Below are 14,945 nucleotides of genomic sequence, written 5' to 3'. Positions count from 1 at the left end.
GTCCGGATCGAGGAGGTCCCGTGAGACTGGGTCGGCTACTGGCCGTGGGCGCGGGAGCGCTGGCCGCCCGCTACGTGCTGCGTCAGACGCGCACGTCGCCGGGCGGGCCGGCGCTGGAACGCACCAACTACCGGGGCCGCACGGTGACCCTGGCCGCCGGTCCGGCCCTGGCCGTCGGCGCGGCCACCGGTGCCGCGCTGGGCGCCGGTAGCGCACCGGCCGGTGCCGCCGCGCTCGTCGCCGGGCTCGGCGCGGGCGCTGTCGGCCTCTACGACGACGTGGTCGGCGCCCGCCCCGAACAGAAGGCCGCCAAGGGCTTCGCCGGGCACCTCGCCGCGTTGCGCGAGGGCCAGATCACCGCCGGGATGGTCAAGGTCGCCGGGGTGGGCGTGGCCGGGCTGGGTGCCGCGGCGCTGCTGGCCGCCGACCGCCGGGTCGCCGCGCACCCGCGCCGACGCGACGCCGGGGCGTTCGGCCGCGGGGTCGACGTGCTGCTCGGCGCCGGCGTGGTGGCCGGCACCGCCAACCTGGTCAACCTGCTCGATCTGCGGCCCGGCCGGGCGCTGAAGTCCGGCATGCTGCTCGGCGTGCCACTGACCACCGGCCCGTACGGCGGCGTCGCGGCGGGCGCGGTCGGCGCGTCCGCGGCGCTGGTCGGCGACGACCTGGGCGAGCGGGTGATGGTGGGCGACAGCGGCGCCAACGCGCTCGGCGCGCTGCTCGGGGTGAGTCTCGCCGCGCGTACCGGGCCGCTGGGCCGGGCCGGCGTGCTGGCCGTGCTCGCCGCGCTCACCGCCGCCAGCGAAAAGGTCAGCTTCACGCAGGTGATCGCGCGGACGCCGGGGCTTCGGCATCTCGACGAGCTGGGCCGGCTCCCGGACTGACGTGACGAAACCGGCTCCTCTCGCCACCGCCGGCCGGGTCGCCGGGGCGGCCGCTCTCATCGCCGTCCTCACCGTGCTCAGCCGGCTCGCCGGTTTCGGCCGGACCGCCGTGTTCACCTGGACGCTGTCCACCAGTGACCTCGGCGGCGCCTACCTGGTGGCGAACTACGTCCCGAACTTCATCTTCGAGATCGTCGCCGGTGGGGCGCTCGCCAGTCTCGTCGTACCGCTGCTGGCCGGCGCGGTCGAGACGGGTGACCGGCGGGCGGTGGCCGCCACGACGGGCGCGCTGCTGACCTGGACGCTGACCCTGCTGGTTCCGCTGGCGGTGCTGGTGGCGGTCTTCGCCGACCCGCTGCCGGGCCTGATCGGAAACGGTCTCAGCGCGGCTCAGCAGGAGTCCGGGGCGAGGATGCTGCGGGTCTTCGCGCCGCAGCTGCCGCTGTACGGCGTGGGCATCGTGCTGACCGGCGTGCTCCAGGCGCACCGCCGGTTCGCCTGGCCGGTCATCGCGCCGCTGCTGTCCAGCGTCACTGTCATCGCCGTCTACCTCGGGTTCACCGCCGCCGAGGGGCGGCTGGCCACGATCGGCGAGGCCGGGCGCGGTGGCGAGTTGCTGCTGTCCGCCGGCACCACGCTCGGCGTGGTGGTGCTCTCGCTGTCGCTGCTGATCCCGTTGCGCCGGCTGCGCCTGCGGATCCGGCCGGGCTACCGGTTCCCGGCCGACGCGCGGGCCCGGGTCGGCGGGCTGGCGGTCGCCGGCGTGGTCACCGTGACCGCGCAGCAGATCGCCCTGGTGGTGGCGCTCAACCAGGTCACCTACGGCCGGACCGCCGACGTCGGCGTCTACAACCTGGCCCAGACCGTCTACTTCCTGCCCTGGGCGGTGCTGGCGGTGCCGCTGGCGGTGGCCGCGTACCCGACGCTCGTGGCGGCCCGGGCCACCGGCGACGAGCGCGCCTACCGGGAGACACTGGCCCCTGCGGTACGCGGCGTCGTGCTGCTCAGCCTGCTCGGCGCCGCCGCGCTGGTCGGCACCGCGATTCCGGTCGGGCACTTCTTCTTCGCCGACCCGCTCGACGCGCGTACCGCAGCGGCCGGGATCACCGGGTTCGCGCCCGGCCTGGTCGGCTACGGGCTGTTCGCGGTCCTCACCCGCGCCCTGTACGCGCGCGGCGAGACGCGCCGGGCCACGGTCGCCACCGCGCTCGGCTGGCTCAGCGTGCCCACGCTCGCCGTCCTCGCCGCCCAGGCGCTGCCGCTCGCCGACCGGGTGCTCGCGGTGACGCTGGCGAGCTCCGCCGGGATGCTGCTGCTCGGCGGGCTGCTGCTCGTCGCGGTCCGGCGGGCCGCCGGTGGCGAGGCGCTCGCCGGTGCGGGCCGGGCCGGGGCCGCCGGGCTGCTCGCCGCCGGCGTCGCGGCAGCCGGCGGGACGGCCGTCGCGGCCGGACTCGCCGGGCTCGGTGACGGCACCCCGACAACACCGCAGGCGCTCGCGCAGGGCATGCTGTCCGGGGTCGTGGTCGGTGTCCTGTTCCTGGCCGTCGCCTGGCTGACCGACGCCCGCGACCTGCGGCCGCTGCTCGCGGCCGTGACCCGCCGGCTACACCGGCGACGCCCGGCCGGCGGGGACGACGGCCCGCCGGCGCAGCAGCACCCCGGCGAGCGGGGTGACGGAAGGGAGACCGTTTCCTCATGACGGACGCCTCGCCGGCACCGCGCTGGCCCGGGTCGGTGGCCCTGGTGCTCGCCTCCAGCACCGGAGGGGTCGGGCAGCACGTGCGCTCGATCAGCCGAGGGCTGACCGAGGCCGGCGCGTCCGTGCTGGTCTGCGGCCCGGCCGCCACCGAGGAACAGTTCGACTTCACCGCCGCCGGGGCCCGGTTCACGCCGGTGGAGATCCCGGCCAGCCCCACGCCGGGCGACGCACGCGCGGTCACCGCGCTGCGCCGCGCGCTCGCGGACACGCCGGTCGACGTGGTGCACGCGCACGGGCTGCGCGCCGGCCTGGTCGCCGCGCTCGCCCGCCCCGCCGCGCCGCTGGTCGTCACCTGGCACAACGCGGTCCTCGCCGGTGGCCTGCGCGGTACGGCGGCCCGGTTGGTCGAGCGGGTCGTCGCCCGGTCCGTGCGGGTCGCCCTGGGCGCCTCCGCCGATCTGGTCGACCGCGCCACCGCGCTCGGCGCCGCCGAGGCCCGGCTGGCCCCGGTCGCCGCGCCGGCGCTGCCCGCGCCGCGTCGCCGCCGCACCGCGGTACGCGCCGAGTTCGGCGTCGCCGCCGACCGTCAGCTGATCCTGTCGGTGGGCCGGCTGCACCCGCAGAAGCGGTACGACGTGCTGATCGACGCCGCCGCCCGCTGGCGCACCCGCACCCCCGCCCCGCTCGTGGTGATCGCCGGCAGCGGTCCGGCGTACCTGCCGCTGGCCGCCCGGATCTCGGCCGCCCGCGCGCCGGTGACGCTGCTCGGGCACCGCACCGACGTGGCGGACCTGCTGGCCGGCGCCGACCTCGCCGTGGTGACCAGCGACTGGGAGGCCCGCCAGCTGTTCGCGCAGGAGGCGCTGCGGGCGGGTGTGCCGCTCGTCGCGACAGCCGTCGGCGGGCTGCCGGACCTGGTCGGCGACGCCGCGGTGCTGGTGCCGCCCGGGGACGTGGACGCCGTCGACGCGGCGGTGCGCGACCTGCTCGACCACCCCGTACGCCGGGCCGAGCTGGGCCGCCGCGGCGTGGCGCGGGCCGCGACCTGGCCCACCGAGGCGGACACCGTGGCCGCGCTCGCCGGCCTCTACGCCGAGCTGACGCCCCAGCTCTCGACCGGGAACCGCTGATGCTGCGCAGACTGACCCCGGTCCTGCTCACCCTGGTCGTGGTGGCGCTGGGCATCACCGCGCTCTCCGCCCGCCCACACGACGGCGCGTCCCGGCCCGGCGCCGACTTCGTGGTGCTCGTCGGCGCGGCGGGCCTGCGGTGGGACGACGTCGACCCGGAGAACACGCCGACGCTGTGGCGGATGGCCGAGCAGGGTGCGATCGGGTCGCTCTCGGTACGCTCCGCGCACCGTCCCACCTGCCCGGTCGACGGGTGGCTCACGCTCGGCGCGGGGAACTACGCCGCGTGGCCCGGTGCCCGCCCGGGCGGCGGCTGCCCGGCCACCTCGGTCACCGTCGAGCGGCCCGACGGCATCGGCGCGAACCTGCCCGACCAGGTCGGCGCGGTGGCGCACAACCAGGACCAGCTCTCCTGGGGTGCCACGCCCGGCGCGCTGGCCGAGTCGGTGCGCTGCTCGGTGGCGGTCGGACCGGGCGCCGCGGTGGCCGCCGCCCGCCCGTTCGGCCGGGTCGACAGGTACGCCCCCACGCTTCCCGAGGACCCGGCGGAACTGCTCGGCTCCTGCGTGCTGAGCATCGTCGACATCGGCACCGTCGACGACGACGACCCGGCCGTACGGGCCGTTCAGGCGCGGCAGGCCGACGCCCGGCTGGCCCGGGTGCTCGCCGCCCGGCCGCCGCGCTCGCTGGTGCTCGTCGCGGGCGTGTCCGACACCGACTACCCGGCGCGGCTGCACGTCGCGGTCGCCGACGGTCCCGGCTGGGAGGGCGGCTGGCTGACCTCGCCGAGCACCGCCCGGTCCGGCTACCTGCAACTGGTCGACCTGGCTCCGACGGTGCTCGCGGTGCTCGACAAGCCGATGCCGGACCGGGCGTTCCTCGGCCGGCCGGCGGTGACTGTCGACGACCGGCCGGACGATCTGCGGGCCGCGATCGAGGCGCCGGCCGACGCGGACCGGGAGGCCGCCGCCCAGCGCCGCGTCGCCGGCTGGTTCTTCACGCTGCTCGCCGCCGCCCAGGTCGCCCTCGCGGTGACGGTGCTGCCGCTGCTGCGCCGGGCCCGCCGGCTCGCCGGCCCGCACGGGCCGGAACCGGTGTCCCGGCGGATCGTGGCCGTGGTCGAGCTGCTGCTGATCGCCGCCGCGCTGGCAGTGCCCGCGGCGCTGCTCGCCGACGCCGTGCCCTGGTGGCGAGGGGACCACGCCGGCCTGTGGTACGCGTCGGTGACCGCGCTGCTCATCGTCGGCGGCACCGCTGTGGTCCGGTTCGCCCCGGGGCACGAGCGCACGCTCGGTCCGCTCGGTGCGGTCGCCGGGCTGGCCACGCTCGTCGTGGGCGTGGACGTGCTCACCGGCTCCCGGTTGCAGCTCAACGGCGTGGTCGGCTACTCGGCGCTGGAGGGCGGCCGGTACGCCGGTCTCGGCACCGTGGGGCTGGGCGTGTTCATCGCCGGGGCCCTGCTGAGCGGCGGCTGGCTCGCCCAGCGGTTCCGCAAGGGCTGGCGGCCGATGGTGATGGTGACCGTCGGCGGCCTGGCCGTGGTGATCGTGGGCAGCCCGTACCTGGGCGCCGACTCGATCGGCGCCATCGCGCTCACCGCCGGGGTGAGCGTCGCGGCCGCCATCTGCACCGGCGGCTGGCTCACCGTGAGCCGGCTGGCCTGGGCGACGATGGCCGCGCTCGCGGTCACCGTCGGCTTCGCCCTGGTCGACCTCGGTCGGCCGGCGGCCGAGCGGGGCAGCCTGGGCCGGTTCCTGGCCGCGCTCGGCGACGGCACCGGCGGGCTCACCGTGCACCGGTCCGGCAGCTCCAACTTCGAGACGCTGGTGAACAGCCCGCTGACCGTGCTGGCCCTGGCCGGGGCCGCGATGGTCTGGCTCGCGCTGCTCCAGCCGTGGGGCGGGCTGATGCGGCTGTTCGGCATCTACCCGGCGATCCGGGCGGCGATGGCCGGCACCGGCGTGGCCGTCGGGCTGGGCGGCGTGCTCGGTGGGTCGGCGCTGGACGTGGCCGGCGCGGCGGCGGCGCTCGTGGTGCCGATGGCGGCCCTCGCCGCGCTGCGGGTGCTGGACCACTCCACGGACCGTACGGTGCCCGACAGCGGGCGTCCCGGCGGCGAGACGGGCGCGGTCCCACCGGGCGGCGGGCCGGGCGGTGGCGGCGCGGCCGGTGACGGCTCTGGCGGCCGGGCGACTGCCGACGGCCCGACCGGCGACGGCGACGCCGCGGGGGAGGCCGGGAAGCCGGCCGGGCAGGACGCCGCGGGCGAGGAGGCGCCGGAGGGGCCGCGCGCCGCCGGTGCGCGGATCCCCGCACAGCCGGCCCCGGCGTCCACCGAGATCCCCGCCGGCTGAGCTGGGCCGTCCGGGCCGCCGCGCCGGGCCGCCGCACCGGGCCGTCGCGGGGCCGGAGAGGGCCGGCACCGGCCCCACGTGCGCCGACAGCGGGTGCGACGCCGGCTCACGGTCCGGATGGTGTTACCGTGGAATCCCGTGGATCGCGTGATCACTCTGCTGATCGGCACGGCGGTTCGCACGACCGCTACGGACGACACGGGAGCAGGCCTTGGCCCCAACAGCACGGACGACCAGGCACATTTTCGTCACCGGGGGCGTCGCCTCCTCGCTGGGTAAGGGCCTCACCGCCTCCAGCCTCGGCAGTCTGCTGACCGCGCGCGGACTGCGCGTGGTGATGCAGAAGCTCGACCCGTACCTGAACGTCGACCCCGGCACGATGAACCCGTTCCAGCACGGCGAGGTCTTCATCACCGAGGACGGCGCCGAGACCGACCTCGACGTCGGCCACTACGAGCGGTTCCTCGACCGGGACCTCTCCGGCAAGGCGAACGTCACCACCGGCCAGATCTACTCGGCGGTGATCGCCAAGGAGCGGCGCGGGGAGTACCTCGGCGACACGGTGCAGGTCATCCCGCACATCACCAACGAGATCAAGGCCCGCATCCGCGGCATGGCCGACCCGGACGCCGACGGCCAGGTGCCCGACGTGGTGATCACCGAGGTCGGCGGCACGGTCGGCGACATCGAGTCGCTGCCGTTCCTGGAGTCGATCCGGCAGATCCGCCACGACCTGGGCCGGGACAACTGCTTCTACCTGCACGTGTCGCTGGTGCCGTACCTGGCGCCGTCGGGCGAGCTGAAGACCAAGCCGACCCAGCACTCGGTGGCGCAGCTGCGCAGCATCGGCATCCAGCCCGACGCGCTGGTGCTGCGCTGCGACCGGGAGATCCCGGAGAAGGTCAAGGAGAAGCTGTCGCTGTACTGCGACGTCGACCGGGAGGCGGTTACCGCCGCGCCGGACGCGCCGAGCATCTACGACATCCCGAAGGTGCTGCACCGCGAGGGCCTCGACGCGTACGTGGTGCGCCGGCTCGGCCTGTCGTTCCGCGACGTCGACTGGACCCGCTGGGACGACCTGCTGGAGCGCGTGCACCAGCCCCGGCACACGATCACCGTGGCGCTGGTCGGCAAGTACGTCGACCTGCCCGACGCGTACCTGTCGGTGAGCGAGGCGATCCGGGCGGCCGGTTTCGGCCACCGCGCCCGGGTGCAGCTCAAGTGGGTGCCCAGCGATGACTGCGTGACCCCGGCCGGCGCCGCCGCCGCGCTGTCCGGCGTCGACGGCATCGTGATCCCCGGCGGCTTCGGCGTCCGCGGCATCGAGGGCAAGGTCGGCACCGCCCGGTACGCGCGGGAGAACGGCGTCCCGCTGCTCGGCCTCTGCCTCGGCCTGCAGTGCATGACCATCGAGGTGGCCCGGCACCTGGCCAACCTCGACGGGGCGAACTCGCTGGAGTTCGACGAGGAGGCCGTGCACCCGGTCATCGCCACCATGGCCGACCAGGAGGACATCGTCGCCGGGCGCGGCGACCTGGGCGGCACCATGCGGCTCGGGGCGTACCCGGCGAAGCTGGCCGAAGGGTCGATCGTCGCCGAGGCGTACGGCAGCACCGAGGTCAGCGAGCGGCACCGGCACCGGTACGAGGTGAACAACGCCTACCGCGACCAGCTGGCCAAGGCCGGCCTGAACATCTCCGGCACGTCGCCGGACGGTCGGCTGGTCGAGTTCGTCGAGCTGGACCGCACCCTGCACCCGTTCTTCGTGGCCACCCAGGCGCACCCGGAGCTGAAGAGCCGTCCCACCCGGCCGCATCCGCTGTTCGCCGCGTTCGTCGGCGCCGCCGTGGCGTACTCGCAGGCCGACCAGCTGCCGGTGGACCTGGACGGCGCGTCGAGGAAGACCGGCCGCGGCGGCGGCGCGAAGGCGTCCGGGAAGTGAGCGGCGTCGAGCACCGGTACGAGGTGACCGGCCGCCGGGAGATCTGGTCCGGCCGGATCTTCTCCGTGGTCAGCGACGACGTCACCATGCCCGGCGGCGGCAGCGCCACCCGCGACTACGTGCGGCACGTCGGCGCGGTAGCGGTGGTGGCGCTCGACGACGCCGGCCAGGTGGTGCTGATCCGCCAGTACCGGCACCCGGTCGGCCGGCACCTGTGGGAGCTGCCCGCCGGGCTGATGGACGTCGGCGGCGAGGACCTGGCCGCCGCCGCGCTGCGGGAGCTGGCCGAGGAGACGGACCTGACCGCGGGCCACGTCGACGTGCTCGTCGACCTGCACAGCTCGCCCGGCTTCGCCGACGAGGTGGTCCGGGTCTTCCTGGCCCGCGACCTGGCCGACGTGCCGGCCGAGCAGCGGCACGACCGGCACGACGAGGAGGCCGACCTCCAGGTGGTCCGGGTGGACCTGGACGAGGCGGTGCGGATGGTGCTGGCCGGCGAGATCACCAACGCGTCCTGCGTGGCCGGGCTGCTCGCCGCCGCCCGCGCCCGCGAGACCGGTTTCACCGAGCTGCGCCGCCCGGAGGCGCCGCTGCCGCGCTGACCGGCGACGACGGAGGGCCGCCCGGCGCACTGCGCCGGGCGGCCCTCTTCGGTAGTTCACGTCCGTCCGGCGTCGCCGCGGCGCCGGTGCGAAGATGACGTCGAACTCTGTTCCGTCGGCGGGTGACGTCTCCACCGGGTGGCCCGAGGGGTGCCTGACACACCGTCAGCACCAGCGGCCACCGGTTGTCACAGTGTCGCGGCCGGTGGACCTTCCACGGGCCTAGACTGCCGCCGGCGGGACCGGCAGACCGCGCCCGGCAACGGAGCCGGCGCGGCGCCGCGCAGTCGGGGGCGAACCGCCCCGGAGGAAGGTGTCTGCATCGTGAAGGTCGGAATCCCCCGCGAGGTCAAGAACCACGAGTACCGGGTGGCGATCACACCCGCGGGCGTCCACGAGTTCACCCGCCACGGCCACGAGGTCTTCGTGGAGGCAGGCGCCGGAGTCGGTTCCAGTATCACCGACGACGAGTTCGCCGCCGCCGGCGCGAAGATCCTGGCCACCGCGGACGAGGTGTGGGACACCGCCGAGCTGGTGCTCAAGGTCAAGGAGCCGATCGCCGAGGAGCACCACCGAATGCGCGAGGGGCAGGTGCTGTTCACCTACCTGCACCTGGCCGCGTCCCGCGAGTGCACCGACGCGCTGGTCGACCGCAAGGTCACCGGCATCGCGTACGAGACGGTCGAGCTGCCCGACCGGTCGCTTCCGCTGCTCGCCCCGATGTCCGAGGTGGCCGGCCGGCTCGCACCGCAGGTGGGCGCCTTCTACATGATGCGCACCGGCGGCGGGCGGGGCGTGCTGCCCGGCGGCGTCTCCGGCGTGTACGCGGCCAAGACCGTGGTCATCGGCGCGGGCGTGTCCGGCCTGAACGCCGCCGCCATCGCGCTGGGCCTGCAGTCCGAGGTGCTGCTGCTGGACAAGAACGTGGCCCGGCTGCGCTCCGCCGACGCCATCTACCGGGGCCACCTGCAGACCGTCGCGTCCAACGCGTACGAGATCGAGCGGGCCGTGCTCGACGCGGACCTGGTCATCGGCGCGGTGCTGGTGCCCGGCGCGAAGGCCCCGAAGCTCATCTCCAACGAACTGGTCTCCCGGATGAAGCCGGGCAGCGTGCTCGTCGACATCGCCATCGACCAGGGCGGCTGCTTCGAGGACTCGCGCCCGACCACGCACGCCGACCCGGTCTACAAGGTGCACGACTCGATCTTCTACTGCGTGGCGAACATGCCCGGCGCGGTGCCGAACACCAGCACCTACGCGCTGACGAACGTCACCCTGCCGTACGCCCTCGAACTGGCGAACCAGGGCTGGCAGCAGGCGCTGCGCAACGACCCGGCGCTGGCGCTGGGCCTGAACACCCACGCCGGCAAGGTCGTCTACGGCCCGGTCGCCGAGGCGCACGGCATGGACATGCTGCCGCTGGACGAGGTGCTGAGCTGACCGACGCCGCGGTACGCAGGGCCGGTGCGGAACCCGCACCGGCCCTGCGCCGTGCGGTCCGGACCTACCTGGACCACCTCACCGTCGAACGCGGGCTGTCCGCGAACACACTCGCCTCGTACCGCCGGGACCTGGACCGCTACCTGGCCACCCTGGCCGCGGCCGGGGTGACCGACCTGGCCGCCGCCGGGCCCGCGCAGGTCGAGGCCCACCTGGCCCGGCTGCGCGCGGGCGACGACGACCACCCGCCGCTCGCCGTCTCCTCCGCCGCCCGCGCGGCCAGCGCGGTACGCGGCCTGCACCGCTTCGCGCTGCGCGAGGGACTCGCCGGCGCCGACCCCAGCCGCGACGTCCGGCCGCCCGCGCCGCCGCGCCGGCTGCCCCGGGCGCTGCCGGTCGACGCGGTCCTGCGGCTGCTGGAGGCCGCCGACCTGCCCGGCGCCACCGGCGACGCCGCCGCCCGCGCGCTGCGCGACCGGGCGCTGCTGGAATTCCTGTACGGCACCGGCGCGCGCATCTCCGAGGCGGTCGGCGCGGCGGTCGACGACCTGGACCTGGACGCCGGCACCGTGCTGCTGCGCGGCAAGGGCGGCCGGACCCGGCTGGTCCCGGTCGGCGGGTACGCGGCCGACGCGCTGCGCGCCTGGCTGGTCCGGGGCCGCCCGGTGCTGCTCGCCGCCGGGCGTGGCGCCCACGCGGTCTTCGTCAACGCCCGCGGCGGCCCGCTCACCCGGCAGGGTGCCTGGGCCGTGCTGCGTACCGCCGCCGCCCGCGCCGGCCTGCCGGTCGACGGGCCCGACGCGGTCTCCCCGCACACGCTGCGCCACTCGTACGCCACGCACCTGCTCGACGGCGGCGCGGACGTGCGCGTGGTGCAGGAACTGCTCGGCCACGCCTCGGTGACCACGACCCAGGTCTACACGCTGGTGACAGTGGAACGGTTGCGCGAGGTGTACGCGACGGCGCATCCGCGCGCCCTCGCCTGACGGGGCGGCCGACACGCCGACCCGCTACCGAACGTGCTGCTGGCCGGTGGCGTACAGTCGGCATCGGCGCGGGCCTCCAGGTACGACGGACCGGGGGGTGCGCAGCGGCGCCGCGAGGGACGTCGGACGGCTCCGACGCCGGGTGGTCGTCGGGAGGGGGCAACGAGGACATGGCAGGAAACGGTGACCGTGCCGAGACCTGGACGTCGGAGCTCCGTGAGCAGCAGGCGACGCTCGGCGCCGATCTCGGGCCCGCCGACCCGGCCGCGTACACCATGCGCAAGCCGATCCCCGAACCCATGCCGACCGACCGGCACGGCCCGGCGCGGATCATCGCGATGGCCAACCAGAAGGGCGGCGTCGGCAAGACCACGACGACCATCAACCTGGGCGCGGCCCTGGCCGAGTACGGCCGCAAGGTGCTGCTCGTCGACTTCGACCCGCAGGGCGCCCTCTCCGTCGGGCTGGGCGTCAACCCGCACAACCTGGACCTGTCGGTCTACAACCTGCTGATGCAGGACGACGTCACCGCCGAGGACGTCCTGATCAAGACCGACGTGGCCGGGCTGCACCTGCTGCCCGCCAACATCGACCTCTCCGCCGCCGAGATCCAGCTGGTCAACGAGGTCGCCCGGGAGATGGCCCTGGCGCGGGTGCTGCGCACCATCCGCAAGGAGTACGACTTCGTCCTGATCGACTGCCAGCCCTCGCTGGGCCTGCTGGCGATCAACGCGCTCACCGTCGCGCACGGCGTGCTCATCCCGCTGGAGTGCGAGTTCTTCAGCCTGCGCGGCGTGGCGCTGCTGCTGGACACCATCGACAAGGTGCGCGAGCGGCTCAACTTCGACCTGGAACTCGAAGGCATCCTCGCCACCATGTACGACAGCCGCACCACGCACTGCCGGCAGGTGCTCCAGCGCGTGGTCGAGGCGTTCGGCGACAAGGTCTACCAGACGGTCATCACCAAGACGGTCAAGTTCCCCGAGTCCACGGTGGCGGGCGCACCGATCACCACCATGGACCCGGCCTCCTCCGGCGCGCGCAACTACCGGCAGCTCGCCCGGGAGGTCATCGCCGCCCAGTCGGACCGGTAGGGCGCACGCCGGCCGCCCGCCGCGTCGTCTACGGTTTCCCGGTGACCGCACCGCCCCTCGACCCGCCGCACGGCCCCGGCGATCCCGCCGTCGCCGCGGAGCTGGCCGCCGAGGTCGACGGTGTGGTGCCCGCCGACCCGGGCGCCGGCGAGCGGGCGAGTGGCTTCACGGTCCGGCTGGACAACTTCACCGGCCCGTTCGACCTGCTGCTCCAGCTGATCAGCAAGCACAAGCTGGACGTCACCGAGGTCGCCCTGCACAAGGTCACCGACGAGTTCATCGCGTACCTGCGCGCCATGGGCGACCAGTGGGACCTGGACGAGACGAGCGAGTTCCTGCTGGTCGCCGCCACCCTGCTGGACCTGAAGGCGGCCCGGCTGCTGCCCTCGGCCGAGGTCGAGGACGAGGAGGACCTGGCGCTGCTGGAGGCGCGGGACCTGCTGTTCGCCCGGCTGTTGCAGTACAAGGCGTACAAGGAGGCCGCCGCGCACATCGCCGAGCTGGAGGCGGTCGGCGGCCGGCGCTATCCGCGGGCGGTCACCCTCGAACCGCGGTACGCCGAGGCGCTGCCCGACCTGGTGCTCGGCATCGGTCCGGAGCGGCTGCGCAAGCTCGCGGTCAGGGCGATGAGCCCGAAACCGGTGCCCGAAGTGTCGATCGCGCACGTGCACATGGTCCGGGTCAGCGTCCGGGAACACGCCGGCATCATCGCCGACCGGCTGCGCCGCGCCGGGGTCGCCACGTTCTCGCTGCTCTGCGCCGACTGCGAGATGACACTCGAAGTGGTGGCCCGGTTCCTGGCGCTGCTGGAGCTGTACCGGCAGGGCCTCGTCGCGTTCGTGCAGGAGCAGGCGCTGGAGGAGCTGACGGTCCGCTGGACCGGCCCGGCCGAGGGTAGGGCCGAGCTGACAGTCGACGAGTACGCCGGCACCCCCGAACCCACGACCACATCCACCCCCGCCGCCGACGCCGCCGCGCCGAACGATGCTTCCGCATCCGACGCCGGCGTACACGCAGAGGCCGCGGGCGAACCCGCACCGACGCAGGAGTGAGCGGATGAGCGACGAGGAACGGCGCGACTCCCTGGCCGACCAGGCTGCCGCCTGGGTGCCCCCGTGGGAGCGACCCGCCCCGCCCAAGCCTGCCCCGAACGACTCGGACGCGGCCGGGGAGCAGGTGGAATCCGAGATCTCGGACACGTCTGGTTCGCCACAAACGGATCCCGGCGCGGTGTCGGAAACGCCCAGAGATCTGGGCAGCGAAGGGCCGCTGGAGGGGCCTGTTCCTTCCAAGATCGCCGCAACCGGGCCGACTGACGCCGGTCCCGACGGCGTACCCCCGAAGCGGGGACGGCGGCGCGCGCCCGAACCGCCGCCCGCGCCCGTGCTCGACGACGCGGAGCTGCGCGGCGCCCTGGAGGCGATCCTGCTCGTGGTGGACCAGCCGGTCAGCGAGCTGATCCTGGCCGAGGTCCTCGAACAGGACCCGGAGCGGGTCGGCGCGATGCTCGACGAGATCGCCGCCGGGTACACCGCCGCCGGGCACGGTTTCGACCTGCGCCGGGCCGCGGGTGGCTGGCGTCTCTACACCCGGCCGGAATACGCGACGTACGTGGAACGGTTCGTACTGGACGGGCAGTCCGTGCGGCTGACCCAGGCCGCGCTCGAGACGCTGGCCGTGGTCGCCTACCGGCAGCCGGTGACCCGTTCCCGCATCTCGGCCATCCGGGGTGTCAACTGCGACGGGGTGCTCCGTACCCTGGTGGGTCGCGGCCTGGTCGAGGAGTGCGGCACCGAAGCGGACAGCGGCGCCTACCTCTACCGAACCACCACGATGTTCCTGGAGAAGCTGGGGCTGAACTCGGTGGACGACCTGCCGCCGCTCGCCCCGTTCCTTCCCGACGACGTAGAAGAGCTTGCCGATGCGACGCGATGACCGTGCCCCGAAGCCCGACGCCCCCGTGTACGAGGGCGCCGAGCGCCTGCAGAAGGTGCTCGCCGCCGCGGGGGTGGGTTCCCGGCGCGCCTGTGAAGACCTGATCTTCCGGCGCCGGGTGACAGTGAACGGCCGGGTCGCGCAGCTCGGCGACAAGGCGGACCCGGCGCGGGACGTGATCGTCGTCGACGGCGAACGACTCCAGGCCGACGTCCGCCTCGTCTACGTGGCGATGAACAAGCCGCGCGGGGTGGTCACCACGATGGCTGACGAGAAGGGCCGCACCGAGCTCGCCGACTTCATCGGCGCGCGGCTGGAGCAGCGGGTCTACCACGTCGGGCGACTGGACGCCGACAGCGAGGGTCTGCTGCTGCTCACCAACGACGGCACCCTCGCCCACAAGCTCATGCACCCGTCGTACGAGGTACTCAAGACCTACCTCGCCGAGGTGGCCGGGCCGATCCCGCGCAGCCTGAGCAAGCGGCTGATGGCCGGCGTCGAGCTGGAGGACGGGCCGGTGAAGGTCGACGGGTTCAAGGTGGTCGACACGCTGGGCAAAACCGCCCAGGTGGAGCTGACCCTGCACGAGGGGCGCAAGCACATCGTCCGGCGCCTGATGGCCGAGGTGGGACACCCGGTGTCCCGTCTGATCCGTACCTCGATCGGTCCGATCAAGCTTGGCGACCTGCGCACCGGACGGCTGCGGCGACTGACGAACGCGGAGGTCGCCGCCCTGTTCAAGGCGGTGGGTGACTGACCCGCCGATCCGGGTACCGCTCCCGGTAGGCTTCGACGCGGTCCGCGGGCCGGCACACGCCGGCCCGGCGGGACGCCCGCGCGGCGCGGGCACGATTGACGACAGAACCATCCGCTCAACGG

The 14,945-nt window shown here is 74.7% G+C and carries 12 protein-coding genes; all 12 read left to right on the top strand.

Annotated features, from left to right (window positions below):
* Window positions 1-20 precede the first annotated feature (20 nt).
* The 12 genes from ACFYON_RS26715 (at window position 21) to ACFYON_RS26660 (ending at window position 14,823) form a co-directional block, all read left to right on the top strand.
* Window positions 21-884: a hypothetical protein gene (locus ACFYON_RS26715; RefSeq protein WP_354874411.1), complete on the top strand. Its 864-nt coding sequence runs from the start codon at window positions 21-23 to the stop codon at window positions 882-884.
* 1 nt (window position 885) lies between these two features.
* On the top strand, window positions 886-2,583 hold the full coding sequence (gene murJ, locus ACFYON_RS26710; RefSeq protein WP_354874409.1) for a lipid II flippase MurJ: 1,698 nt from the start codon (window positions 886-888) through the stop codon (window positions 2,581-2,583).
* Entirely contained in the window at window positions 2,580-3,713 is a 1,134-nt protein-coding gene (locus tag ACFYON_RS26705) for a glycosyltransferase family 4 protein (protein WP_354874407.1), read from the top strand. Before murJ ends, ACFYON_RS26705 begins: the two co-directional genes overlap by 4 nt.
* Window positions 3,713-6,067 (top strand): hypothetical protein, encoded by a 2,355-nt coding sequence (locus ACFYON_RS26700; RefSeq protein WP_354874405.1) that lies wholly within the window; start codon window positions 3,713-3,715, stop codon window positions 6,065-6,067. Before ACFYON_RS26705 ends, ACFYON_RS26700 begins: the two co-directional genes overlap by 1 nt.
* Before the next feature lie 211 nt (window positions 6,068-6,278).
* Window positions 6,279-8,009 carry a CTP synthase gene (locus ACFYON_RS26695; protein WP_354874403.1) on the top strand — a complete coding sequence of 577 codons (1,731 nt, stop codon included), beginning with the start codon at window positions 6,279-6,281 and terminating at the stop codon, window positions 8,007-8,009.
* A complete protein-coding gene (locus ACFYON_RS26690) occupies window positions 8,006-8,611 on the top strand; it encodes an NUDIX hydrolase (protein ID WP_354874401.1) in 606 nt (201 codons plus the stop codon). Before ACFYON_RS26695 ends, ACFYON_RS26690 begins: the two co-directional genes overlap by 4 nt.
* Before the next feature lie 324 nt (window positions 8,612-8,935).
* Window positions 8,936-10,051, top strand: a complete 1,116-nt coding sequence (gene ald, locus ACFYON_RS26685) for an alanine dehydrogenase (RefSeq protein WP_354874400.1) — start codon at window positions 8,936-8,938, stop codon at window positions 10,049-10,051.
* On the top strand, window positions 10,048-11,037 hold the full coding sequence (locus tag ACFYON_RS26680; protein ID WP_355047331.1) for a site-specific tyrosine recombinase XerD: 990 nt from the start codon (window positions 10,048-10,050) through the stop codon (window positions 11,035-11,037). The genes ald and ACFYON_RS26680 overlap by 4 nt, the downstream gene beginning before the upstream one ends.
* 170 nt (window positions 11,038-11,207) lie before the next feature.
* On the top strand, window positions 11,208-12,131 hold the full coding sequence (locus ACFYON_RS26675) for an AAA family ATPase (protein WP_354874399.1): 924 nt from the start codon (window positions 11,208-11,210) through the stop codon (window positions 12,129-12,131).
* A gap of 41 nt (window positions 12,132-12,172) precedes the next feature.
* Entirely contained in the window at window positions 12,173-13,183 is a 1,011-nt protein-coding gene (locus ACFYON_RS26670; RefSeq protein ID WP_355047308.1) for a ScpA family protein, read from the top strand.
* Window positions 13,184-13,187: 4 nt separating this feature from the next.
* Entirely contained in the window at window positions 13,188-14,066 is an 879-nt protein-coding gene (gene scpB / locus ACFYON_RS26665; protein ID WP_355047309.1) for an SMC-Scp complex subunit ScpB, read from the top strand.
* The gene (locus ACFYON_RS26660) at window positions 14,053-14,823 is read left to right on the top strand and encodes a pseudouridine synthase (RefSeq protein WP_354874393.1); all 771 of its coding nucleotides are present in this window, start codon (window positions 14,053-14,055) and stop codon (window positions 14,821-14,823) included. The genes scpB and ACFYON_RS26660 overlap by 14 nt, the downstream gene beginning before the upstream one ends.
* Window positions 14,824-14,945: the final 122 nt, after the last annotated feature.

The organism is Micromonospora sp. NPDC005686, from assembly GCF_042871665.1.
In the GTDB taxonomy this organism is placed as follows: Bacteria; Actinomycetota; Actinomycetes; order Mycobacteriales; family Micromonosporaceae; genus Micromonospora.
The sequence above is the reverse complement of the archived record's forward strand: the minus strand, read 5'-3'. Positions and strand labels throughout refer to the sequence as shown.